The organism is Streptomyces sp. AN091965, assembly GCF_022698285.1.
In the GTDB taxonomy this organism is placed as follows: domain Bacteria; phylum Actinomycetota; class Actinomycetes; order Streptomycetales; family Streptomycetaceae; genus Streptomyces.
The window spans coordinates 4,653,320-4,676,541 of record NZ_JALDMY010000001.1; the positions used below are offsets into that span (position 1 = coordinate 4,653,320).

General features: G+C 73.5%; 22 protein-coding genes and 1 tRNA gene. 13 read left to right on the forward strand and 10 right to left on the reverse strand.

The annotated features are described in order from the left end of the window. The first annotated feature begins 28 nt into the window (after nucleotides 1-28). Nucleotides 29-877: a class II fructose-bisphosphate aldolase gene (locus MQV74_RS19510; RefSeq protein ID WP_242719444.1), complete on the forward strand. Its 849-nt coding sequence runs from the start codon at nucleotides 29-31 to the stop codon at nucleotides 875-877. A gap of 58 nt (nucleotides 878-935) precedes the next feature. Here MQV74_RS19510 and MQV74_RS19515 read toward each other — a convergent pair whose 3' ends face one another. Together MQV74_RS19515 and cdgB are read right to left on the reverse strand one after the other, a co-directional pair. Continuing rightward, nucleotides 936-1,916 carry a carbohydrate-binding protein gene (locus tag MQV74_RS19515; protein WP_242719446.1) on the reverse strand — a complete coding sequence of 327 codons (981 nt, stop codon included), beginning with the start codon at nucleotides 1,914-1,916 and terminating at the stop codon, nucleotides 936-938. Between the two features lie 99 nt (nucleotides 1,917-2,015). Continuing rightward, nucleotides 2,016-3,695 carry a diguanylate cyclase CdgB gene (gene cdgB / locus MQV74_RS19520; protein WP_242719448.1) on the reverse strand — a complete coding sequence of 560 codons (1,680 nt, stop codon included), beginning with the start codon at nucleotides 3,693-3,695 and terminating at the stop codon, nucleotides 2,016-2,018. A 417-nt stretch (nucleotides 3,696-4,112) separates the two neighbouring features. On the opposite strand from cdgB, the gene MQV74_RS19525 reads away from it, so the two are divergent. Beyond that, nucleotides 4,113-4,697, forward strand: coding sequence for a flavin reductase family protein (locus tag MQV74_RS19525; protein WP_374120647.1), 585 nt, complete (start codon nucleotides 4,113-4,115; stop codon nucleotides 4,695-4,697). Nucleotides 4,698-4,736: 39 nt separating this feature from the next. Here MQV74_RS19525 and arfB read toward each other — a convergent pair whose 3' ends face one another. Further along, entirely contained in the window at nucleotides 4,737-5,168 is a 432-nt protein-coding gene (arfB, locus tag MQV74_RS19530) for an alternative ribosome rescue aminoacyl-tRNA hydrolase ArfB (protein WP_242719450.1), read from the reverse strand. Between the two features lie 207 nt (nucleotides 5,169-5,375). Between arfB and MQV74_RS19535 the strand changes: the two genes are divergently transcribed. Beyond that, nucleotides 5,376-5,951, forward strand: coding sequence for a TerD family protein (locus tag MQV74_RS19535; protein ID WP_138960413.1), 576 nt, complete (start codon nucleotides 5,376-5,378; stop codon nucleotides 5,949-5,951). A 182-nt stretch (nucleotides 5,952-6,133) separates the two neighbouring features. Beyond that, nucleotides 6,134-6,694: a tellurite resistance TerB family protein gene (locus MQV74_RS19540; RefSeq protein ID WP_242719452.1), complete on the forward strand. Its 561-nt coding sequence runs from the start codon at nucleotides 6,134-6,136 to the stop codon at nucleotides 6,692-6,694. Nucleotides 6,695-6,836: 142 nt separating this feature from the next. Here the strand turns inward: MQV74_RS19540 and MQV74_RS19545 are convergent, their stop codons facing one another. Continuing rightward, nucleotides 6,837-8,306 (reverse strand): M1 family metallopeptidase, encoded by a 1,470-nt coding sequence (locus tag MQV74_RS19545; RefSeq protein WP_242719454.1) that lies wholly within the window; start codon nucleotides 8,304-8,306, stop codon nucleotides 6,837-6,839. A gap of 57 nt (nucleotides 8,307-8,363) precedes the next feature. Continuing rightward, complete coding sequence (locus MQV74_RS19550) at nucleotides 8,364-8,921, reverse strand: GlcG/HbpS family heme-binding protein (RefSeq protein WP_242719456.1); 558 nt, start codon at nucleotides 8,919-8,921, stop codon at nucleotides 8,364-8,366. 228 nt (nucleotides 8,922-9,149) lie between these two features. Here MQV74_RS19550 and MQV74_RS19555 point away from each other — a divergent pair, with 228 nt between their 5' ends. After that, on the forward strand, nucleotides 9,150-10,439 hold the full coding sequence (locus MQV74_RS19555) for a sensor histidine kinase (protein ID WP_242719458.1): 1,290 nt from the start codon (nucleotides 9,150-9,152) through the stop codon (nucleotides 10,437-10,439). Continuing rightward, a complete protein-coding gene (locus tag MQV74_RS19560; RefSeq protein ID WP_242719460.1) occupies nucleotides 10,426-11,133 on the forward strand; it encodes a response regulator in 708 nt (235 codons plus the stop codon). The genes MQV74_RS19555 and MQV74_RS19560 overlap by 14 nt, the downstream gene beginning before the upstream one ends. 37 nt (nucleotides 11,134-11,170) lie before the next feature. Here MQV74_RS19560 and MQV74_RS19565 read toward each other — a convergent pair whose 3' ends face one another. Then, on the reverse strand, nucleotides 11,171-11,671 hold the full coding sequence (locus MQV74_RS19565) for a hypothetical protein (RefSeq protein WP_242719461.1): 501 nt from the start codon (nucleotides 11,669-11,671) through the stop codon (nucleotides 11,171-11,173). Between the two features lie 228 nt (nucleotides 11,672-11,899). On the opposite strand from MQV74_RS19565, the gene MQV74_RS19570 reads away from it, so the two are divergent. From MQV74_RS19570 to MQV74_RS19580, 3 genes are all read left to right on the forward strand, one after another. Further along, a complete protein-coding gene (locus MQV74_RS19570; protein WP_242719464.1) occupies nucleotides 11,900-13,114 on the forward strand; it encodes an NAD(P)-binding protein in 1,215 nt (404 codons plus the stop codon). Between the two features lie 69 nt (nucleotides 13,115-13,183). Beyond that, nucleotides 13,184-14,191, forward strand: coding sequence for a zinc-binding dehydrogenase (locus MQV74_RS19575; protein WP_242719467.1), 1,008 nt, complete (start codon nucleotides 13,184-13,186; stop codon nucleotides 14,189-14,191). Nucleotides 14,192-14,287: 96 nt separating this feature from the next. Then, on the forward strand, nucleotides 14,288-15,553 hold the full coding sequence (locus tag MQV74_RS19580; RefSeq protein ID WP_242719469.1) for a GNAT family N-acetyltransferase: 1,266 nt from the start codon (nucleotides 14,288-14,290) through the stop codon (nucleotides 15,551-15,553). Here MQV74_RS19580 and MQV74_RS19585 read toward each other — a convergent pair. Beyond that, nucleotides 15,550-16,047 (reverse strand): GNAT family N-acetyltransferase, encoded by a 498-nt coding sequence (locus MQV74_RS19585; RefSeq protein WP_242719471.1) that lies wholly within the window; start codon nucleotides 16,045-16,047, stop codon nucleotides 15,550-15,552. The two genes, MQV74_RS19580 and MQV74_RS19585, sit on opposite strands and share 4 nt — an antisense overlap. Here MQV74_RS19585 and MQV74_RS19590 point away from each other — a divergent pair. Further along, nucleotides 16,046-17,638 (forward strand): hypothetical protein, encoded by a 1,593-nt coding sequence (locus tag MQV74_RS19590; protein ID WP_242719473.1) that lies wholly within the window; start codon nucleotides 16,046-16,048, stop codon nucleotides 17,636-17,638. The genes MQV74_RS19585 and MQV74_RS19590 overlap by 2 nt on opposite strands. Here MQV74_RS19590 and MQV74_RS19595 read toward each other — a convergent pair. Further along, nucleotides 17,635-18,543 carry an aminoglycoside phosphotransferase family protein gene (locus MQV74_RS19595; RefSeq protein WP_242719475.1) on the reverse strand — a complete coding sequence of 303 codons (909 nt, stop codon included), beginning with the start codon at nucleotides 18,541-18,543 and terminating at the stop codon, nucleotides 17,635-17,637. The two genes, MQV74_RS19590 and MQV74_RS19595, sit on opposite strands and share 4 nt — an antisense overlap. Nucleotides 18,544-18,621: 78 nt before the next feature. Next, nucleotides 18,622-19,410 (reverse strand): DsbA family protein, encoded by a 789-nt coding sequence (locus tag MQV74_RS19600; RefSeq protein ID WP_242719477.1) that lies wholly within the window; start codon nucleotides 19,408-19,410, stop codon nucleotides 18,622-18,624. A gap of 113 nt (nucleotides 19,411-19,523) precedes the next feature. Here MQV74_RS19600 and MQV74_RS19605 point away from each other — a divergent pair, with 113 nt between their 5' ends. After that, nucleotides 19,524-20,945, forward strand: a complete 1,422-nt coding sequence (locus tag MQV74_RS19605; protein WP_242719479.1) for an NAD(P)/FAD-dependent oxidoreductase — start codon at nucleotides 19,524-19,526, stop codon at nucleotides 20,943-20,945. A gap of 53 nt (nucleotides 20,946-20,998) precedes the next feature. On the opposite strand, the gene MQV74_RS19610 is transcribed toward MQV74_RS19605, so the two are convergent. Beyond that, nucleotides 20,999-21,075 (reverse strand) — tRNA-Thr (locus MQV74_RS19610). A 210-nt stretch (nucleotides 21,076-21,285) separates the two neighbouring features. On the opposite strand from MQV74_RS19610, the gene MQV74_RS19615 reads away from it, so the two are divergent. Next, on the forward strand, nucleotides 21,286-22,422 hold the full coding sequence (locus tag MQV74_RS19615; protein WP_242719481.1) for an ABC transporter ATP-binding protein: 1,137 nt from the start codon (nucleotides 21,286-21,288) through the stop codon (nucleotides 22,420-22,422). 249 nt (nucleotides 22,423-22,671) lie between these two features. Beyond that, a complete protein-coding gene (locus MQV74_RS19620) occupies nucleotides 22,672-23,130 on the forward strand; it encodes a hypothetical protein (protein ID WP_242719483.1) in 459 nt (152 codons plus the stop codon). The last annotated feature ends 92 nt before the right edge of the window (nucleotides 23,131-23,222 follow it).

The following is a 23,222-nucleotide window of genomic DNA, read 5'->3' on the forward strand; positions in this document are numbered from 1 at the left end:
CCGCGTGTGCCCGGGAATCGAGGGCACCATGCCACTGATCACCACCGGCGAGCTGGTCGGCCGGGCCCGTGCCGAGGGGCGCGGCCTCGCCGCGTTCAACGTCATCACCCTGGAGCATGCGGAGGCCGTCGCGCTCGGCGCGGAGCGCGCGGGCCGCGCGGCCGTGCTCCAGATATCCGAGAACGCGGTGCGGTTCCACGGCGGCGCCCTCACCCCGATCGCCCAGGCCGCCGCGGCCGTCGCCCGCGCCTCCTCGGCCCCGCTGTCCCTGCACCTGGACCACGTCACGGACGTGGACCTGCTGCGGGCCGCGCACCCCGCGGGCTTCAGCTCCGTCATGTTCGACGCCTCGAAGCTGTCGTACGCGGAGAACGTGAAGGCCACGGCGGACGCGGTGCGTTGGGGCCACGAGCGGGACATCTGGGTCGAGGCGGAGCTGGGCCGCGTGGGCGGCAAGGAGGGCGAGGCGCCCCTCGACGCGCACGCGCCCGGCGTGCGCACGGACCCGGACGAGGCCGTCGCCTACGTCGCCGACACCGGTGTCGACGCCCTCGCCGTCGCGGTCGGCTCCCGGCACGCCATGACGGAGCGCTCGGCCTCCCTGGACCACGCGTTGATCCGTGCCCTGCGCGCGCGGGTTCCCGTTCCGCTGGTCCTGCACGGGTCGAGCGGCGTCCCCGACGAGGAGATCCGCGCGGCGGTCGCCGCCGGGATGGTGAAGGTGAACGTGGGCACGGCCCTGAACACCGGCTTCACCGGGGCGGTACGCCACTTCCTGACGGAGGACACGGAGGCGGTGGACCCCCGCAAGTACCTGACCCCTGCCCGGGAAGCGATGGCAGAGGTAGTCACCCACTTCCTCCAGCTGACCGGCTGACAGCAAGCCGATCAGCCCGTCCGGCGTGGGAGGACGAGGCGCGAAGCGCCGTAAAGGGTCAGCCCTTGACGTGGCCCGCCTTCAGCCACATCTGGTCGAGGTTCGCGTCGCACTTGTCGCCCTGCTGACAGGACACGGAGATCGTGTTCGTGCCCTTGTTCAGCTCCACGAAGGCGAACGTCTTCGTCCAGCCCTTGTCCCAGGCCCCGTCCTCCGCGTGCGCGAAGTTGTCCATGTTGAGCTTGCGCGGGGACGGCGTGCCGTTGATCACGAGGGTCGTCTCGGCCGCCTTGCCGGGCACGCCGTAGCCGACGAAGACCGTGTACGCGCCATCCTTGGGGATGCCGTTGACGGTCCAGGTCACCTGCGCGCCGACCTTGTTGAGCCCGGCCACGTACACGCCGTCGGCGGACTTGGCGCCGTCGATGTCGGACGCGGTGGTGGTGCCGCCCTCCAACTTGAGGGCCTTGGCGTCCGTTTCGGGCAGTTCGGCCTTCTTGTCCGGCTTGTCCTTGCCCTTGGACGCGCTGGGGCTGGGGTCGCCGGACTCGCTCTGCCGCTGCGAGGGCCCGGCCTTGTTGTCGTCGCCCTTGTCGTCGCCGCCGGTGAGCATGGCCGCGCCGATGCCGAGCGAGACCACGGCGACGACCGCGATCGCACCGATCAGCAGGCCCTTGGTGTTGGGCCCGCGGCCGCGCCCCGCGGGGGCCGGGGGCGGCACCTGCCGGACGGGCGCGGTGGCGCCGGGCTGGGCCTCGGGGGCCGTGTAGTGCGCGCTGGGCTGGCCGTAGGGCTGCTGCTGCGGGGGGTAGCCGTAGCCGCCCTGGGCCGGGGGCTGCTGCGGCTGCTGCCCGTACTGCCGCTCGCCCACCGGGCGCACCTGGTGGTACGAGGACCGGGGCCCGGGGTAGCCGTAACCGCCGCCTCCAGGGGGCGGGGTGGCACCGGCCGCCTGGCCGTCGGCGTACAGATAGCCGAACGGGTCGTCGTCGCCCTGTGGCGCGTTCGGCGTCTGCTCGCCGTTGTTGCCGGGCGTCATTCGCAGGTCACTCCCTCGCATCGCGGATGCGGGCGAGCCTACCCGCTCCAGGTGACCGCCCAAGGTGCCGTTGACGTCAACAAGTTCCCGGTACGGGACCTATCCGGCCCGCCGGTGCTGCTTGGCACGGGAACGTTTCTCGACGTACATCCGCTGGTCGGCGGAGTGCAACACCTCGTCCGCCGACATGCCGCAGTGGGCCCAGCCGATGCCGAAGCTGGCGCCCACGCGCACGGCCCGGCCGTCGACCCTGATCGGCGGGATGATGGCGTTCCGCAGCCGCACCGCGAGGTCCTGCGCGTCGGCCCTGCCGAGCCCGTCGGCGAGGACCACGAACTCGTCACCGCCGAGCCGCGCCACCGTGTCGCCGTCGCGGACGCCGCTGGTCAGGCGCCGTGCGACCTCGATGAGGACGGCGTCGCCCGTGTGGTGCCCGAAGCGGTCGTTGATCGACTTGAAGCCGTCGAGGTCGCAGAAGAGGACGGCGAGCCCCTTCGTGCCGTCGTCCGCCTCGGTCTCCTCGGGCGGGGCGACGGTGTGCACGTGGTGGTCGAAATCGCCCTGGGCGCCGTGGTGCGCGCCGGGCGGGGCGGCGTGCCCGTGTCCGGCCGGGTGACCGGCGGCGCCGCCGTACAGGCCGCTGTTGTCGTACGCCGCATCCAGCGAGTCCACCGTGCTCGGCCGGCCCGCGTGCGGCCTGCGACAGAGACGGGCGCTCAGCCGGGCGCGCAGCTCGGCGGAGTTCGGCAGGCCGGTGAGCGAGTCGTGCGAGGCGCGGTGCGCGAGCTGGAGCTCGCGCCGCTTGCGCTCCTCGATGTCCTCGACGTGCGTGAGCAGGAACCGGGGCCCGTCCGCGGCGTCCGCGACGACGGAGTTGCGCAGCGACACCCAGACGTAGGTGCCGTCGCGGCGCCCGAAGCGCAGCTCGGCGCGGCCGCCCTCGGCGGAGGTGCGCAGGAGCGTGCCGATGTCCTCGGGGTGGACCAGGTCGGAGAAGGAGTAGCGCCGCATCGCGGAGGCGGGGCGGCCGAGCAGCCGGCACAGCGCGTCGTTGGTGCGCAGGATGCGGCCGTGCTGGTCGCCGCCCATCTCGGCGATGGCCATGCCGCTCGGCGCGTACTCGAAGGCCTGCCGGAAGGACTCCTCGCTGGCGCGCAGCGCCTGCTGCTCGCGCTCCAGGCGGACGAGGGCGCGCTGCATGTTGGCCCGCAGCCGGGCGTTGCTGATGGCGATCGCGGCCTGGAAGGCGTACATCTGGAGGGCTTCGCGGCCCCAGGCGCCGGGCCTGCGGCCGTTGCGCGGGCGGTCGACGGAGATCACGCCGAGCAGTTCGCCGCCGGAGCCGCCGGTCGCGTACATGGGGGCGAAGAGCCGGTCGGAGGGGTGCCACTCGTCCTCGAAGCGGGGCTCGGGGCCCTCGGTGTACCACTGCGGTACGTCGTCCTCGTCGAGGACCCAGCCCTCGGTGTGCGGGATGAAGCGCAGGGCGCCCCAGCCCTCGCCCATGGCGAGGCGGCGGTCCCAGGACTCGCGGGAGCCGACCCGGCCGGTGATGAGCGCCTCGGCGGCGGGGTTGCCCGCGAAGGCGGCGACGACGAGGTCGCCGTCCGGGCGCACGAGGTTGACGCACGCCAGCTCATAGCCCAGGCCGTTCACCACGCCGTCGGCGACGGTCTGCAGCGTGTCCGCGAGGCTGCGGGCCGTGTTGAGGTCCGCCACCACCTGGTGCAGCTGCCGCAGGGTCGCAAGACGGACGTACGGCTCCGACTCGGTCTCCATGCTCGCTCTCCCCGAGACCTCGACAGCAACTCCAGGATCCGCAGCGTCCTCAGTGTCCGTAATCTCTGACTCTTCGTGACTCTTCTGGCTTCGTACGGTGCTGTACGCCTTCGTACTTCTACGTACGGTGCTGTGCTTCCGTGCCCTCAGCGTCTGTCTGATTGCCACGGTCACTGAATCACAGCGAGCTGCCCACCCGGTACACAGGGTCAACAAAATATGGGCCCTGTGACTCAAGTCACAGGTGAGAGCGCATGGTTAAGACCGGAACATGAGGCTCCGTTGCCCTGGTGGGACGCGGGAGGAACGGGTGGGTGACGGACCGGGGCACAAGCGGAGTCCTAGGTCCCGACCTAGGACCGGTCTCGGCCCCGGGGCCGATGCGGCGCGGCCCGGTCCGGCACTAGCGTCAGTCGTGTGGTTGCCGATCTGACCTTGAACACACAGCCCCCTCCCGCCCCGTCCACCCCTCATCCTGTGGGGGTGAGCAACGACGAGTTCCGCGCCGCCATGTCCCGCCTGGCCGCGGGCGTGGTCCTGGTGACCGCGCAGGAGCCCCCGCTGGACCCGGACGACCCGATGGCGCCGGCCGGCGAGGACGTGGGCATGACGGCCACCGCCTTCCTCTCGGTCTCCCTGGACCCGCCCCTGGTCATGGTCAGCCTGCGGACGGGCTCCCGCATGGACGACCTGCTCGCCGAGCAGCCCCTGTGGGCCGTGTCGGTCCTCACCGAGAGCCAGCGGCACATCGCGGGCCGCTTCGCCATGAAGGGCCGCATCAGCGACCGCCTGCTCTTCGCGGACATCCCCTGCGTGCGCGGCCGGGAGAGCGGCGCGCCCCTGGTCGGCGGCGCGCTCGCCGCCCTGGAGTGCCGCACCGAGCAGACGGTGGCGGCGGGCGACCACACCCTGGTGATCGGCCGCGTCCTCACGGCGGAGCTGCCCGGCGGGGACGGCGGCCCGCTGCTGTACTTCCGGGGCCGCTACCGGCAGCTGGGCTGAGGCGGGGCGGCTACTGCCGACTGGGCTGAGGCGCGGCGGCTACTGCCAGCCCTTGCCCGAACGGCCCTGCTTGGTCTGCGCGCGCTGCTTCTTCTCCCGCAGCCGCCGTTCGTTGATCCCGCGCGGGACACGGGTGGGGCGCCGGGGCTTGGGCGGCGGCGCGGTGGCCTCCGCGAGCAGCGCGGCGAGCCGGACGGCCGCCGCCTCCCGGTTGCGCCACTGGGAGCGGTGCTCGCTGGACCGGACGCTCACGACGCCGTCGACGAGCCGGGGCGCGAGCCGCTCCAGGGCCCGCCGCTTCCAGACCTCGGGCAGCGCCTCGGTGCGCGCCAGGTCGAAGCGGAGCTCGACCTGCGAGTCACTGGTGTTGACGTGCTGGCCGCCGGGGCCCGAGGAGCGCGAGAAACGCCACAGGAGCTCGGCCTCCGGCAGGACGACCGAGCCACGGATGACGTGTTCGCGACCAGACATGTCTCCTATGATCCCGCGCCGGGCCCCCGGACGACACCTGTTTTCCGCCGCCGCGGCCGCCTCCCGGGGCAGCTTCGGTAAAGAAAGTAAAGAAGCGCGTCCGCATATGGAACCTTGGATACCCCCCACGGCGTTCATAAGGGTGCCGGTAGCTTCGCCCTCAGAGTGAAGCCCGCACATAGGCGACTAGGGAAGGGACTCCCAACAATGGCTGTAAGCCTGTCCAAGGGCGGCAACGTCTCGCTCACCAAGGAGGCACCGGGCCTGACCGCCGTCACGGTCGGCCTCGGCTGGGACGTCCGCACCACCACGGGTACCGACTTCGACCTGGACGCCTCCGCGATCGCGGTGAACACCCAGGGCAAGGTCTATTCGGACGCCCACTTCGTCTTCTTCAACAACAAGGCGACGCCGGACCAGACGATCGTCCACACCGGTGACAACGTCACGGGCCAGGGCGAGGGCGACGACGAGCAGATCAACGTCAACCTCGCGGGCCTGCCCGCCGACATCGAGAAGATCGTCTTCCCGGTCTCGATCTACGACGCCGAGAACCGCTCGCAGAACTTCGGCCAGGTCCGCAACGCGTTCATCCGCATCGTGAACCAGGCCGGCGGCGCCGAGATCGCCCGCTACGACCTGTCGGAGGACGCCGCCACCGAGACCGCCATGGTCTTCGGCGAGCTCTACCGCAACGGCGCCGAGTGGAAGTTCCGCGCCGTCGGCCAGGGCTACGCCTCGGGCCTGGTCGGCATCGCCCAGGACTTCGGCGTCAACGTCTGAGTCCACCGCGACTGACCACGGGCCCCGGCCGGACTCCTTCCGGCCGGGGCCCGTCCCGCGTCCGCCCCAAGACGCGGGCCGCGCGGGGAACTTCGCGGCGCGGGGCGGCGTTGCCAGGACGACGTGCGCACAGCGCGCGCGGCCGACGGGTACGACACGGGCAGAAGCCGAGGTGGCGCGGAATGGCTATGTGGGACCGGATCAAAGACCAGGCCAAGAACCTGCAGCAGACGCAGGGCGGGCGCACCTCCGGCGGCCACGGCGCCCCCGGGCACGGCACGCACGGCAGCGGCTCCAAGGGGTCCAAGGCCCAGCTGATCGGCCTGCTCAAGACCCAGCTGACCTCGCTGAAGTCGGAGCTGAAGAGCGGCGCCTACCGCGACGCGAGCATGGCCATGTGCGCCCTGGTGGCCGCCGCCGACGGCACCGTCGACCCGGCCGAGCGCCAGCACGTCGAATCCCTGATCCTGCAGAACGACGTGTTGCAGAACTTCCCCCCGGACCAGCTCCGCCAGCGTTTCAACAAGCACGCGGACCAGCTGTCCTTCAACTTCCAGCAGGGCAAGGCCACGGTCATGCAGGAGATCGCCAAGGCCGCGAAGAAGCCCGCCGAGGCCCGCGCGGTCGTCCAGACCGGCTTCGTCATCGCCGGGGCGGACGGCTATGTGGCCCCGGCCGAGGAGCAGGTCCTGCGCGAGGCCTGCGCGGCCCTCGGCCTGTCACCCCAGGAGTTCGGCCTCTGAGAGGCCGCCGCGCACCCGGGCCGCTGGGTGGACCGGGTGCGCGGCACGGGAGCGCCCTGAAGGGGCGCGGGGAACTGCGCGCCCAGCCACGACGGGCCCGCGGACGACCGACGACAGGACGCCGCAGCCCCAGCGGAGCGCTTCAGCGCTCGTCCGGCTTGCCGTCGCCGTACAGCCAGTCCGACCACACCCGCTTCAGCTCGCCGCGGGCCTCGTCGTCGCCCGCGTGCTTCTCGACGTACGTGGTGAAGTCCTCGGTGTCCGCGTTGGCGTGGCGGTACTTCTTCGTCCAGCCCTTGACGATCTCGTAGAAGGTCTCGTCGCCGACGGTCTCGCGGATCTTCTGGATGACCATGGCGCCCCGGTAGTAGACGGGGTCGTCGGAGATGCTCGCGGCGTCCGGCTGCTTGGCGGGCGGGAACTCCCAGAGGGACTCGTGGTCCTCCTTGGTGTCCCAGTACTCGTCCTCGTAGAACGCGTCGACGGTCTCCTCGACGGTGTCGCCGCCGTTGTCCTCCTCGTACAGCCACTCGGCGAACGTCGCGAAGCCCTCGTTGAGCCACATGTCCTGCCAGCTCTTCGGCGTCACCGAGTCGCCGAACCACTGGTGGGCCAGCTCGTGCACGAGGGTCGAGGTGTCGGCGTCCCGGACGGGGAACAGCGGCTTGGTCTGGGTCTCCAGGGCGTAGCCGAGGCCCGCGCGGCCGTCGACGACGGCGCCGGTGGACGAGAACGGGTAGCCGCCGAAGTTGAGCTCCGCCCACTCCATGATGTCGGGGATCTTCGCGAGGACCTTCTCGGTCTTCTTCCGCTTGTCCTTGGGGAGCGTGTGGTCGATCGCCGTGAAGACGGGAATGCCGTTCTCGGTCATCGACGTCTCGGTGTCGTACGTGCCGACGACGACCGTCGCCAGATAGCTGGCCATCGGCTCGGCGCTGTGCCAGCCGAAGGTGGTCCGGCCGTTGGCGGTGGTCTCCTTCGTCAACTCGCCGTTGGAGATGGCCTTCAGGCCCTTGGGGACGGTGACCTCTATGTCGTACGAGGCCTTGTCGACCGGGTGGTGGTTGCCCGGGAACCACGCCATCGACCCGGCGGGCTGGCCCGTCGCGAGGGCGCTGTCCTCGCCCTTCAGCCAGCCCTCCTTGGAGCCGTCCACGTCCGTGATGGTCTGCGGGGTGCCGGAGTAGCGGACGGTGGCGCGGAAGGTCTCGCCCCGGTCGAGGTCGTCGCGGGGGCGGACGGTCAGCTCGCTGCCCGCGCGCTGGAAGCGGGCCTCCTTGCCCTCGACGGTCACGGACTTCACGTCCAGGCCCTTGAGGTCGAGGTTGAAGGCGCTGAGCGTCTTGGTGGCGCGGGCCGTGATGTCGGCGGTGCCGGTCAGATGGCGGGACTCGGGGTCGTAGCCGATCTTCAGTCCGTAATGAGCCACGTCGTAGCCGCCGTTGCCGAGCTTCGGGAAGTACGGGTCGCGGACGCCCGCGGCCCCCGGGGTGCCGCCGACGCCACTGCTCGTGCACGCGGTGAGCGCGGTCGCGAGGGCGGTGGCGCAGAGCAGCGCGAGGGGGGTGCGGCGGGGCCCCTTGGTCAGGGGGGCGGTGGCTCGGTAGATCACCCCGGTGATCCTATGGCCACCGCTCCCCGTCGCGCTGGGCCCCCCGCGCGCCCGGGGTCAGCGGCCCAGCGCGGCCACGCCCGCCTGCGCGAACTTCTCGTCCAGGTCGCCGCTGGGCGCGCCCGCGACGCCGATGCCCGCGACGGGGGCGCCCTTCGCCGTGACCGGGGCGCCGCCCGCGAGGAACAGCGTGCCCGGGATGTCCTTGAGGTTCGGCGTCTGCGTCAGGCGCTTGGCCAGCTCGGAGGTGGGCGCGTTCCAGGAGACGGCGGTGTAGGCCTTGCGCTCGGCGGACTCGTACGACTGCGGGCCCGCGCCGTCGCCCCGCAGGGTGACGACGGTGTTGCCGTTGCGGTCGACCACGGCGACCGTGACGCGCTGGTTCTCCTTCTTCGCTGCGTCCAGCGTCGCCTGCGCGGCCTTCGTCGCGGCGGCCACGGTGAGGTGCGTGCTCTGCGTCAGGTTGCGGCTGCCCGCGTCGGCGCTGACGGCGGCCTTGGCGGCGGCCTGCGGGGCGTCGGCGCTTGCGGACACGGCACCGACCGTCCCGGCGCCGACGACGCCGAGGACGGCGGCGGCGGTGAGGACGCGGGCACGCGGCGAGAGCTGCTTCATGGTGTGACTCCTTGGGGCGGCACGGTCTGTGCGGCGGTACGGGTCCGGAGGCGGGCCCTGTGCTTCGATCCTCCCGGCGGGTTCCGGTCCGCCCCGTCGGCACACCGGCTGCGGGTCGCGCGCGGTTCGGACGACGTCCGGGTCAGCCGATCGGTTGACCCGGGCCTGCGCCCAGCGGGCCACAATGAGGGTGTTTGCCCAGTTCAAGCGCGTGACAGGAGGTCGGGGATGCACGGAGGCGACGGTGCGGGAGCGGACCGTCCCGGAGTCGTCGGCCCGGAGGGCCGGTGGCTCGCGGCCGTCATGCACACCGCGTTCTTCCTGCTGCTCGCCGCCTCGCTCTCCCGCTTCCTGCTGCGCCACCCCGGCGAGCCCCGCACGCCCTGGATCATCGCGCTCTCGGCCGTACTCGCCCTTCTGTACGTACTCGGCCCGGCCCTCGGCGCCACGCCGAACCCGCGGCGGCTGCTGTGGCTCGGCGCGGTCGTCGGCGTCTGGGTGGTCCTCGTGGTCCTCGCGCCGAGCTACGCGTGGTGCGCGGTGCCGCTCTTCTACACCGGCCTGCGGACGCTGCCCACGCGCGCGGCCCTCGCCCTCGTCACCGTCCTCACGGCCCTCGTGGTCGCGGCCCAGCTGCGGCTCGCGGACGGCTTCGACCCGAACCTGGCGTTCGCGCCGCCCGCCGTGGCGGCCGTGGCGACGGCGGTGTTCGTCCACATGCAGCGGCAGACGGCGCGGCAGCGCGCCCTCATCGACGACCTGCTGCGCACCCGGCGCGAACTCGCCGCCACCGAACGGCGCGAGGGCACGCTCGCCGAGCGGCAGCGCCTGTCCATGGAGATCCACGACACGCTGGCCCAGGGCCTGTCCAGCCAGCGGATGCTGCTCCAGGCGGCGGACCGGGTGTGGGAGACGGACGCGGCGGCGGCCCGCGCGCACGTCCGTACCGCCGGGACCATCGCCGACCGCGGCCTCGCCGAGGCCCGCCGCCTCGTCCACGACCTGGCCCCGGTGGACCTGGCGGAGGCGGGACCCGACCCGGCGTACGCGCTCCCCGCGGCGCTGCGGACGCTGGCGGGGCGGGAGTCGGGCGCGGGCCTGACGGTCCGCTTCCACGCCGAGGGCACCCCCGTCCCGCTCGCGGGCCGGGCCCGCTCGGCGCTCCTGCGGATCGCGCAGGGCGCGCTGGCGAACGTACGCGAGCACGCGGGCGCGGGCACGGCCGCGCTGACCCTGACGTACCTCGACGACCAGGTCGTCCTCGACGTGGCGGACGACGGGCGGGGGTTCTCACCCCAGGCGCCCGGCGGTACGCGGGGGGCGCGCGGGCACGGCCTTCCCGCGATCCGCGCGCGGGCGGCGCAGCTGGGCGGGACGCTGACGGTGGAGTCGGCGCCGGGCGAGGGGACGGTGCTCTCGGTGGCGATCCCACTGGGGGACGGCGCGTACGCGGGGCTCGACGACGAGGGCCGAGAAGGCCGAGAGGACCGACACGGGAGGCACGATGAACGCGGCTGAGGATCCTGACCTGGGCGGCGGGCCCGGCGGCGGCCCGGACGGCAGCCCGGACGGCAGCCCGGACGACGCGCCGGTCCGGCTCCTCGTCTGCGACGACCACGCCGTCGTACGGGCGGGCCTGCTCGCCCTGCTCGGCAGCGCGCCCGGGGTCGAGGTGGCCGGGGAGGCCGGTTCCGGCGAGGAGGCGGTGGCCCTCGCCGCGAAGCTGCGGCCGGACGTCGTCCTCATGGACCTCCAGCTGGGCCCCGGAATGGACGGCGTGGAGGCCACGCGCCGCATCACGGCGGCGGCCGGGGGCGGGAGGCCGCACGTCCTTGTCCTCACCACGTACGACACCGACGCCGACATCACCCGGGCGATCGAGGCGGGCGCCACCGGCTATCTGCTCAAGGCCGAGCGGCCCGAGGAGCTGTTCTCGGCGATCCGCGCCGCCGCGTGCGGCCGCACCGCGCTCTCGCCGCCCGTCGCGTCCCGCGTGATGGCCCGCATGCGGGAGCCCCGGCCCGGCCTCACCCCGCGCGAACGCGACATCCTTGGCCAGCTGGCGCAGGGCCTCGGCAACCGCGAGATCGCCCGTGCGCTGTTCATCAGCGAGGCCACGGTGAAGACGCACCTGGGCCGCATCTACGACAAGCTCGGCGTGGAGACGCGGGCGGGCGCGGTGGCGGTGGCCAAGGAACAGCGGCTCCTCTAGCCGGGGCGAAGGAGCAGACGCCTGCTCCGGCCGGGGCCTAGGACACGCGCGGGAAGCGGGCCAGGAGGGTCCACAGCGCCGGGTTCTCGCCGAGCCCCTCGTGCAGGTCGGTCAGGTCGGCCACCACGTCGTGCAGGAAGTCGCGTGCCTCGCGGCGCAGTTCGGCGTGCGAGAAGGTGAGCGGCGGCTCGCCCGGGTCCAGCCAGTCCGCGTCGATGTCGACCCAGCCGAAGCGCCGCTCGAAGAGCATCCGGTCCGTGGACTCGGTGAAGTCCAGCTCGGCGTGCTGGGGCCGCGCGGCCCTGCTGCCCATCGGGTCCTGGTCGAGCCGCTCCGCGATGTCGCACAGGGCCCACGCGAAGTCGAGCACCGGCACCCATCCCCAGGCTGTGGACAACTCCCGGTCGGCCTTGGTGTCGGCCAGGTACACGTCCCCGCAGAACAGGTCGTGGCGCAGGGCGTGGACGTCCGCGGTGCGGTAGTCCAGCTGGGGCGGGTCGGGGAAGCGGCGGGAGAGGGCGTAGCCGATGTCGAGCACCCCTCGATGGTCCCACGCGCCCCCCACCCCTCCCGCCCCACTACGCGCCCCACGCACTCGGGCCAGCCGCAGCGCCCCGCGTCGGGCCCGCGCGGGCGAAAGCCGGGGCGGGGCGGGCGGCAGGGCTGTGGCGCGGGCCCCCGCGAGGCCCTGGCCTGCTGATGTCACACCGCTCAGGGGCAGACCCGTCGTACCCGTACAGGACCACGACAGAAACGGACCCCACCCATGCCCCGCACCCCTTCGACCTCCCCCACCGTCACGGTGATCGGCGGCGGCTTCGCCGGCCTCACCGCGGCCATCGCCGCCGCCGAGGGCGGAGCCCGGGTCACCGTGCACGAAGCGCACCACACGCTGGGCGGCCGCGCCCGCACCTCTGAGGGCACGTACCGGACGAACGACGGACCGCACGCGCTGTACAACGGCGGCCCGCACTGGACCTGGCTCAAGCAGCGGGACCTGATCGGCGAACTGGCCCCGCTGCCGCCCCTGGAGGGCACGCGGCTGCGGCTCCGCCACCGGGGCGCGCTGCGCCGCACCCCGCCCCTCGCGATGCTGCGGCTGCTGCGCCGGGCGCCCGAACAGGCCCCCGTCGACGAGGACTTCCTGACCTGGGCCACGCGCGAGGTGGGCCCGGAGGGCGCCCGCACGGCGGCCCACTACACCGCCGTGGCGCTCTTCCACCACGACCCGGGCGCGCTGTCCGCCCGTTTCGTGCACACCCGGTTCCGCCGGGCCGCGAAGCTGCCTCCGGAGGCGCACTACCCGGTGGGCGGCTGGGGCACGGTCGTGGACCGGATGGCCGCCCGCGCCTGGAACCTGGGCGTCCGGGTGGAGACCCTGGCCCGTGTCGGCGACATCGCGGAGCCCGCGCGGCGCGGGCCCGTCATCGTCGCCACCTCGCTCGACGCGGCACGGCGGCTCCTGCGGGACGACGGGCTGACCTGGGAGAGCGGGCGCACCACGCTCGTGGACGTGGCGCTGCGCTCGCGCCGGGGCGATCTGTTCGCGGTGTCGGACCTGGACGGCACGGGCTGGATAGAGCGTTTTACCGCCCAGGACCACACACTCGCCCCGCAGGGGGAGCAGCTGGTCCAGGGGCAGATCCCGCTCGCCCCGCACGAGTCGAAGGCGGACGGCGTCAGGCGCGCGGAGGAGCTGCTCGACCTCGGGTTCCGCGACTGGCGCGAGCGCGTGACCTGGCGCCGCGCCTCGGTGGCGAACGGCCGCACGGGCGCCGTCGACCGGCCGGGCACGACCTGGCGCGACCGGCCCGCGGTGGACCGGGGCGACGGCGTGTTCCTGGTGGGCGACCAGGTGGCGGCGCCGGGGCTGCTCAGCGAGGTCTCCTTCAACAGCGCCATCGAGGCGGTGTCGCTCGCCCTGACCGGCACGGGCCGACTGACCGCCACCACACCCTGGGTTGACCTCAAGTCTGCTTGAGGTTGAAGGGTGGGTGGTGGTCGGCCGTTCCCGCCGGTCCAGCAAGCCCGCACCCCTGAGGAGTTCGCCATGCACGCCGTACGTCTGCACGCCTTCGGCCCCGCCGAGAACCTCACCTACGAGACCGTCGAGGCCCCGGAGCCCGGCCCGGGCCAGGTGCGGATCGCCGTCGCGGCGGCCGGGGTGCACCTGCTCGACACCTCGGTCCGGGAGGGCGAGCAGGGCCCGCTGCCCCAGCTGCCCGAGCTGCCGACGGTCCCGGGCCGCGAGGTCGCGGGCACCGTCGAGTCCGTCGGCGAGGGCGTGGACACCGCCTGGGCCGGCCGGCGCGTCGTCGCGCACATCGGCTTCGCCCCCGGCGGCTACGCCGAGCTGACCGTGACCGAGGCCGCCAGGCTGCACGAGCTCCCCGACGGGCTCGGCTTCCCCGAGGCCGTCGGGCTCATCGGCACGGGGCGCACGACGATGGGCATCCTGCAGTTCACGGAGCTCGACGCCGACTCCGTCGTCATCGTCCCCGCCGCCGCGGGCGGCATCGGCACCCTGCTCGTGAGCTACGCCAAGCACGCCGGGGCCACGGTGATCGGGCTCGCGGGCGGGCCCGCCAAGACGGCCCGCGTCACCGCGAACGGCGCCGACCTGGCCGTCGACTACACCGACCCGGCCTGGCCCGACGAGGTCCGCGCGTTCCTGAAGGGCCTGGGCGACGGCGGCCGCACCGCGACCGTGGTCCTCGACGGGGTGGGCGGCGACGCGGGCCGGGCCGCCGTCGACCTGCTCGGGCCCGGCGGCGTCCACCTCACCTTCGGCTGGTCGGAGAAGAAGGGCCCGGTGGCCCTGACCGACGAGGAGCTGACCGCGCGCGGCATCACGCGGATCAACCCGCTCGGCGGGGCCATGCTGGAGAAGGCGGGCGGCGACAACCCCGTCCGCACCCTGGAGCTGGCCGCCCTGCGCGCCTGGGAGGGCGGCTACTTCACCCCCGCCGTGCAGACCTTCCCGCTGGCCGAGGCGGCCGCGGCCCACCGCGCCCTGGAGACCCGCGCCACCACGGGCAAGGTGGTCCTGATCCCCTGAGCACCTGCCCCGCCGATCCCCCGCCCTCGGAATGCGCGGTCCCACTCCGGCAAAAATCGGATGCCCATGCGGCTTTCGCGAACTACCGTCCGGATTATGGACTCCGCACCCCCCAGCCCGGCCCCGTCCACCGCCATCACCTTCCGCGACCTGCCGGACACCGACCTGGACCGCGCCCTCGACCTGTCCTACCTCGCCTTCCACGAGAACCCGGAGGACGAGAAGCGCAAGCACCACCACGACCTGCTGCGCGGCTGCGACCGCGTGGGGGCGTACGACGGGGAGACGCTGGTCGGCCTCCTCGCCGCCTTCCGCTTCACCATGTCCGTGCCGGGCGGCGAGCTGCCGTGCCCCAGCGTCACGTTCGTCTCCGTCGCGCCCACCCACCGCCGCCGCGGCGTGCTCTCCGGCATGGTCGCGGCGCTGTTCGAGAGATGCGGCGCGAGCGGCCGTCCGCTGGCGGCGCTGTGGGCGTCGGAGGACGCGATCTACGGCCGCTTCGGCTTCGGCCCGGCGACGTACAACAACACCGTCGAGGTGAGGTCCGAGCGCCCCCTGGCCCTGCGGATCACCCCGGCCGAGGGCCCCCTGCGCCTGGTGGACCCGGCGGCCGCCCCCGCGCTGCTGGCCGAGTACTACGACCGGACGCGCGCCGCACGCGCGGGCCGCATCGAGCGCACCGAGGCCTGGTGGCGCGAGGAGTGGATGGTCACGGAGGACGAGGACGACGACGACCTGTCGCCACCGCGCGTCGTGGTCCTCGGCGACGCGGCCGCCCCCGACCGCGTCACCGGATACGCCATCTACCGCACCAAGGGCCGCGACGACGCCCCCGGCCTGGTCCGCCTGGACGAGCTGGAGGCGGACTCGCCGGAGGCCGAGGCCGCGCTGTGGCGCTATCTGGCGTCGATCGACCTGACGGGCCTGATCCAGGCGTGGGGCCGCCCGCTCGACGACCCGCTGCTCCTGTTCGCCGGGGACCGCGACCAGGTCCGCGTGACGGGCCAGTACCCGGGACTCAGGGTCCGGCTCGTCGACGTGCGCGCCGCGCTGCTCGCCCGCTCCTGGGCGGCCCCCGCCGACCTGGTCCTGGAGGTCCGCGACGCCCAGCTCCCCGCCAACGAGGGCCGCTTCCGCCTGACGGTCACCGCCGCGGACGGCACGGCGGCGTACGAGCCGGCCGACGCCCCCGCCGACCTCACCCTCGACGTGCGGGACCTCGGCTCGGCCTACCTCGGCGGCGCGCCCCTCGTGTCCTTCGTACGGGCGGGCACCGTCACCGAGCACACGCCGGGCGCGGCCGCCGCCCTGGACGCGGCGCTCACGACCGCGCTGCTGCCGCACACGGCCGACTCGTTCTAGTCGCCCTCGGGGCCCGCGTCCCGGGCCCCGAGCGCCGTCAGCGCCCCGTCGGTCAGCCGGTACACCGTCCACTCGTCCTGCGGCTTCGCGCCGAGGGACTCGTAGAAGCCGATCGACGGGGCGTTCCAGTTCAGGACGGACCACTCCAGGCGCTCGTAGCCGCGCTCGACGCAGATCCGGGCCAGTTCCCTCAGGAGCGCCTTGCCGTGGCCGCCGCCGCGGGCCTCGGGGCGCACGTACAGGTCCTCCAGGTAGATCCCGTGCACGCCGCGCCAGGTGGAGAAGTTGAGGAACCACAGGCAGAAGCCGACCGGCTCGCCCGTCGCGTCGTCCTCGGCGACGTGCGCGTACGCGGCGGGCCGCGCGCCGAACAGCGCCTCGTGCAGCTGCTCCTCGGTGGCGCGGGCCTCCTGCGGCTCCTTCTCGTACGCTGCGAGCTCACGGATCAGGGTGTGGATGAGAGGGACGTCGGCCGGTGCGGCGGTACGAATCATGAGCGCAGCAAGCCACGGGCGACGGCCGCGGGTCAACCGGAAAACCCTGGCCGCGCTGCTCGCCCTCGTCCTCGCCGCGGGCTGCACCTCGGGCGGCTCCGGCCCCGACTCCGGCTCGCACACCGGCACGGGCACCGGCCGCACGGGCGGGACCGTGGGGCTGAAGTTCTACGACCCCCAGGGCCACGGCACGCTCCTCTCCCCCGGCCGCGCCCGCGCCGTCACGCACGGCAGCGGCGGCTCCGACAGCGACGCCCTCGTCGACCCGCGCACCCTGCGCGTCCTCGACGACTTCCCCCTGTACGAGGACGGGCGACGGCTCCGCTTCGACCTGCCCGGCCGCGGCGGACCCGCGGCGCTCGCGATCAACTGGCCCACCGACCAGGGCTTCTCCACCGTCGTCCTCGACAACGGCGGCAAGGGCTTCGCCCGCGGCACCGCCGTCGTCTTCAACCACGCCGCCGCGCGGGACGCCAAGCGCCGCCTGGACGAGGCCCTCGCCCTGCGCCCCGCCTACCGCCGCTCGGCCCGTTTCACCGCCGCCTACCGCACGGCCGCGCGCGAGCTGGCCCGCGCCGACGCCGCGGGCTCCGACGCGGGCCGGGGCCGGTACGGCCAGCGCGCCCTGAGCGCGGTCGACGCGGCGTACGGGCTGCTCCTGGAGGAGTACGGGCCGCGCGCCCGCCGCGCCCACGCGCCGTGGACGGGCGTGACCGCCGCCGACGGCGCGGACCCCGGGCGGTGGGCGCCGCTCGCCGGGCGCCTGACCCGCCCGCACGGCTGGGCCCGGATCGTCTTCGACGCCGACGACGACCCCCGCGGACCCGTTCCCCGGCGCTACCGCGAGGCGGTGGCCGCCGCCCACGCCGCCGGTCTGAAGGTCCTCGGCCAGCCCGTCGACTCCGCGTACGCAAACGGCTCCGAGCACCGCGCGCTGGGCACCCGCGCGGGCTATCTGGCCCGGATCAAGCGGTACGTCGACGCGTTCCCGGAGATCGAGGCCTGGGAGATCGGCAACGAGGTCAACGGCTGCTGGACGGACTCCCGCACCACCGCCGACGGCGACTGCACGGACCGGCTCCTGCCGCCGCGCGACCGCATGCGGCACAAGATCGCGGACGCGGCGGCGTACGTGAAGGAGAAGCGGCCCGGGGCCGACGTCGTCCTCACCCTGTACTGGCAGCTCGGCACGGACGCGGCCCGCTGGTCGGCGTTCACCTGGCCGCGCGCGAACCTGCCGCGCGCGGTCCGCGAGGACATCGACGTCGTGCTGCTGTCCAGCTGGATCGAGGACGCCCCGCTCGGCCTCGCCTTCGACCAGGTGATGACGCGGCTCGCGGCCGACTTCCCCGACCAGCGCGTCGGCCTGGGCGAACTGGGCTACTGGAACGCGGACACGTCCCGGTTCTACTGGGCCTTCGACGAGGACGACCCGGCCGCGGCCCGGCGACGGGTCGCCCGCCGCTACTACGCGGCCGCCCTCGGCTATCCGTCGAGCGTCGGCGGCACCTTCTGGTGGTACTTCGCCCAGGAGATGCCGGGCGACGCGGGTCTGCGGGCCGCCGTGCGCGACGCCCGGCCAAAGGGCTAGAGCGGTCCCCCGAGCAGCCGCCTCGCCAGCTCCAGGTCCTCCGCGGGCAGCTCCCGGCCGTCCTCGACCTCCCACAGCGCGTTCTGGAGCACCCGCCCCAGCGTCCACGCCAGGGCCCGCTCCCGGTCCAGGCCCAGGACCTCCGTCATCGCGTCGAAGCGCCAGCGCGCGTCGTCCGGGTCGAAGCGGTCGTTCAGGGCGGGCCACAGGTCGAAGCCGGGGTCGCCCGCGAGGGGCTTGGGGTCGATGGCGAGCCACGGCTCGCGCCCGGCCGCGAGGACGTTGCCGCAGTGCAGGTCCCAGTGGAGCATGCGGTCCCCGGGCTCGCCCACGACCTCGCGCACGGCGTCCGCGCACCGGGCGACGAGCGCCCGGTCGGCCGGGTCCGCGATCTCCTTGAGCGCGGCCGGGGTGTCGTCGAGCATCCGCCCGGCGATGGCGCCGAGCGTGCGCATGCCCGCGGGCGCGGGCCCGGCGGTGAGCCGCGCGAGCAGCTCCGCGATGACGAGGACGGCCCCGCGGGTCTCGTCCTTGCCCGCCTCGGCGAACCGGGTCAGCTCCCGGCCGTCACCGGCCCGTTCGAGCAGCATCGTGCCGGTGGCGGCGTCGTGGTCGAGCAGCCGCACCGCGCCGTCGCCGTCCCACACGCGCAGCGCGACCGGCTCGCCCTCGGTCTCCTCGTCCAGGACCTGGAACTTCACCACGGCCGGTGAGCCGTCGGCGCGCTCCACGGGCAGCACGAGCGCCGCCATGCCGTGCATGGAGGCGCCGAGGGGCGTCAGCTCCCAGCGCTCCAGCGTCCGCGCGGCCAGCTCCGGCAGCCCCGCGATGAAGGCACGGCCCGCCTCCCCGGCGTACAGGTGCTGGGATTCGACCAGTGCGTCCGGTACGTGGATCTCGATCACGGGCGCGACCCTACGCGGGCCGCCGCGGGGGCCGCGCCCGATTAAAACCGGCCAGCTGGCGCGTTCCGCGGCCTCCGGTCAGGAGACCCCGGTCTCCTTGAGCACCTTCGCGAAGTCGGCCTTGTCGTACAGGGAGTCGGCGGGCGCCTTCTTGCCGTCGATCTCGACCGTGGGCGTCCCGGAGACGCCGTCGGCGGTGAAGGCCTTCATGGCGGCGGCCACCCACGCCTTGTGCGCGTTGCCGGTCACCGCCTTGTCGAACGCGGCGTCCTCGATGCCCGCGGCCGCGCCGACCTTCAGCAGGAACGCGGGCGTGAAGCCGTCGTCGCTCTCCTCGGGCTGGTTGGTGAAGAGCGCGGAGTGGAACTGCGGGAACTTGCCCGTGTCGACGGCCGCCCGCAGCGCGTTGGCGGCGTTCTTGGAGCCGTCGCCGCCGAAGTTGTTGTCGAGGAACGAGGCGATCGTGTACTCGACCTTCACGTCGCCCGCGGCCAGCGGCGCGACGAGCGCCTGCGCGCCGTTCTCCTCGAACTTCTTGCAGAAGGGGCAGCGCGGGTCCTCGTACACCTTCACCGTGTGCTTCGCGGACGGCTCGCCGACCGTGATCACGCCGCCCTTGACCGCGGTGGGGACCTTCGCGAGGTCGTTCACCGAGGCGGGCGGGACCTTCGCCTCCGGGACCGCTTCCCCGGACGGCGACTTCTGCGCCGGACCGGACGGCGTGGCGGAGGCGGACGGGGACTTCTTGCCCGAGCCCATCCAGTCGCCGTCGCCGTCGTCGTCGGAGTCGCACCCGGTGACCACGGCACCGAGCAGCGCGACGGCGGCCACCGATGCGGCCATGCGCCCGGCCTTGCGTACGGCCATGAAAAGCCCTCCAGAACTCCTGAAATCGCCACGTACCGCTGAGGGCACCCGAAGTACCGGAAATCTATCCGACCTCTGCCCAGAGCTCTGCGCGCGCAGTAACCTCCCGCCCCATGAGCAGCCCCAGGAGCAGCACGGACACCGTGAACGGCGGCATCTCCTTCTGGTACGCGGACGACGGACTGCCCGCGCCCCGCGAGCCCCTGGGCGGCGACGCGAGCGCCGACGTCTGCGTGGTGGGCGGCGGCTACACCGGCCTGTGGACCGCGTACTACCTGAAGAAGGCGGCCCCGTCCCTGCGCGTCACGGTCCTGGAGCAGCGGTTCTGCGGCTACGGCGCCTCGGGGCGCAACGGCGGCTGGCTCTACAACGGCATCGCGGGCCGCGACCGGTACGCCGCGCTGCACGGCCACGAAGCCGCCGTCCGCCTCCAGCAGGCCATGAACGACACGGTCGGCGAAGTCGTCCGGGTCGCCGCCGAGGAGCGGATCGACGCCGACATCCACCACGGCGGCGTCCTCGAAGTCGCGTACACGCCCGCCCAGCTGGCCCGCCTCAAGGCCTTCCACGCGGCGGAGCTCGCGTACGGCGAGAGCGACCGGGTGCTGCGCGGCGCCCGCGAGACCGCCGAGCGGGTGCGCGTCGCCGGGGCGGTCGGCTCGTCCTGGACGCCGCACGGCGCCCGTCTGCACCCGGTGAAGCTGGTGAAGGGCCTCGCGGCGGCCGTCGAGGCGCTCGGCGTGCGCATCCACGAGTCGACGCCGGTCACGGAGATCCGCCCCCGGCACGCCGTCACCCCCTACGGCACGGTCCGCGCCCCGTACGTGCTGCGCTGCACGGAGGGCTTCACCGCCTCCCTCAAGGGCCAGCGCCGCACCTGGCTGCCGATGAACTCCTCGATGATCGTGACCGAGCCGCTGTCCGCCGAGGTGTGGGACACCCTCGGCTGGGCGGGCCGCGAGACCCTCGGCGACATGGCGCACGCGTACATGTACGCCCAGCGCACCGCAGACGACCGCATCGCCATCGGCGGCCGGGGCGTGCCGTACCGCTACGGCTCGAAGACCGACACCGCGGCCAACCCGGGCCGCACCCAGGCCGCCACCGTCGAGGCCCTGCGCGAGCTCCTGGTCCGCTTCTTCCCGCAGCTCACCGGCGTCGGCGTCGACCACGCCTGGTCGGGCGTCCTCGGCGTGCCGCGCGACTGGTGCGCCACGGTCACCCTGGACCGGGCGACGGGCCTCGGCTGGGCGGGCGGCTACGTCGGCTCCGGCGTCGCCACCGCGAACCTCGCGGGACGCACGCTGCGGGACCTGGTGCGGCGGGACTCGGGCCACGCGGGCGCGACGGACCTGACCGGGCTTGCCTGGGTGGACCACCGGGTGCGCAAGTGGGAGCCGGAGCCGCTGCGCTGGCTGGGGGTGCACGGCCTGTACGCGGCGTACCGCGCGGCCGACCGCAAGGAGCTGACGTCACCGGCGGCGCGCACCACGCGCCTGGCCCGGCTCGCGGACCGCCTCACCGGCCGCGGCTGAGCCGGGACGGCCTCGCGGCGGCCCCAGCGGAAACGGTTCGCGAGGACGGCGTGTGGAGCCCCCTGTCGGATTCGAACCGACGACCTTCGCTTTACAAGAGCGGCGCTCTGACCAGCTGAGCTAAGGAGGCCTGCACGGGCCCCTGTGCGGCCGTGCCCGTGCAGTGTAACCAACGGGGCCCCCGCCGCAGTCGAAAATCTCGTCGAAGGTCATCCCCTCCGGACTACTGACAGAGCGGTGACCAGCGGGGTAGCGTCACGGGCAGTCCGGACAACTGGACTAGACCCATCCTTTACTCGGATCGTCCGGCACGTTCCTGCCGGTGAAGGGGGCCCTCACCATGGCCACTGTGACGTTCGACAAGGCGACCCGGATCTACCCGGGTTCCACCAAGCCCGCGGTCGACGGTCTTGAGATCGAGATCGAGGACGGCGAGTTCCTCGTCCTGGTCGGTCCGTCCGGCTGCGGCAAGTCCACCTCCCTGCGCATGCTCGCGGGCCTGGAGGACGTGAACGGCGGCGCGATCCGCATCGGCGACCGCGACGTCACGCACCTGCCGCCCAAGGACCGGGACATCGCCATGGTGTTCCAGAACTACGCGCTGTACCCGCACATGACGGTCGCCGCGAACATGGGCTTCGCCCTGAAGATCGCAGGCGTCGACAAGGGCACGATCCGGCAGAAGGTCGAAGAGGCCGCGAAGATCCTCGACCTCACCGAGTACCTGGACCGCAAGCCCAAGGCCCTCTCCGGCGGCCAGCGCCAGCGCGTCGCGATGGGCCGCGCCATCGTCCGCGAGCCCCAGGTCTTCCTCATGGACGAGCCGCTGTCGAACCTCGACGCCAAGCTCCGCGTCTCCACGCGCACGCAGATCGCCTCGCTCCAGCGCCGCCTCGGCATCACCACCGTGTATGTCACCCACGACCAGGTCGAGGCCATGACGATGGGCGACCGCGTCGCCGTCCTCAAGGACGGCCTGCTCCAGCAGGTCGACTCGCCGCGCAACATGTACGACCGTCCGGCGAACCTCTTCGTCGCGGGCTTCATCGGCTCGCCCGCCATGAACCTCGTCGAGGTCCCGATCACCGACGGCGGCGTGAAGTTCGGCAACTCGGTGGTGCCGGTGAACCGCGAGGCCCTCGCCGCGGCCGCCGACAAGGGCGACCGCACCGTCACCGTCGGCGTCCGCCCCGAGCACTTCGACGTGGTCGAGCAGAACGGCGGCGCCGCGAAGACCCTCACCAAGGAGTCCGAGGACGCCCCGGCCGGTCTCGCCGTGTCCGTGAACGTCGTCGAGGAGCTCGGCGCCGACGGCTATGTGTACGGCACCGCCGAGGTCGGCGGCGAGCAGAAGGACCTCGTGGTCCGCGTCAACGGCCGCCAGGTCCCCGAGAAGGGCGCCCTGCTCCACGTCGTGCCGCGCCCGGGCGAGACCCACGTCTTCTCCACGTCCACCGGCGAACGCCTCACCGACTGAACGCTGCGCGAGGGCGTTCCGGCCTAGCGCCGGGGCGTGACGGCGTCAACCGGCCCCAGGGGCCCCGTGCTCAGGCACGGGGCCCTTTGCGCGCTCTCGGACATCTCCGCGCGTTGTCGACAAATACCCCGGCACATCGGTCATTTCGCCCGGTGTTCGTCAACATCCACTTCGCCAAACCACATTCCCCCTCACCCAACCGGGTGACTAAATGTCGCCAAATCATCACCTAGCGCTACCCTCACTCGCGTGACGCACTCCGCCAACCACACCCAGAAGCCGCGCCGAGGCCACCGCGGCCCCGGCCGCCGCATCGGGCGCACGCTCGCCCTCGTCCTGCCCGTCGTCCTGGTGCTGTCCGGCACGCTCGCGGTCACCCGGGTCAACTGGTCCGGCAGCTCATCGGATTCGGTCCTCACCGCGTCCGCGGGCGACCTCTCCGCGCCGGCCAGGTCCCGCGGCCCCCACGAGATCGTGCGCGACCGCCTCCTCCTGGAACTCCAGGAGAAGAACCCGGGCGTCGCCCTCACCCACCTCCAGCAGGAGGTCGACCGGCACCCGTCGCTCGCCAAGCACTGCGTGTCCATCGCCCGCGCCCTCGGCCGCGCCGCCGTCCGCGCCTACGGCCCGAGCCGCGCCCAGTCGTACGCCCGCCCGGTCTGCGACACGTCCTTCGCCGCGGGCGTCGCCGCCCACCACAACAACTGAGGAGCGCCGGGCCGACCCCGGCCCCACCCCTAGCGCCCCCTGTCAGCGCCGGCCACGTCGGAACCCTGCGCGTCCCAACGCGTAGGGTTCCG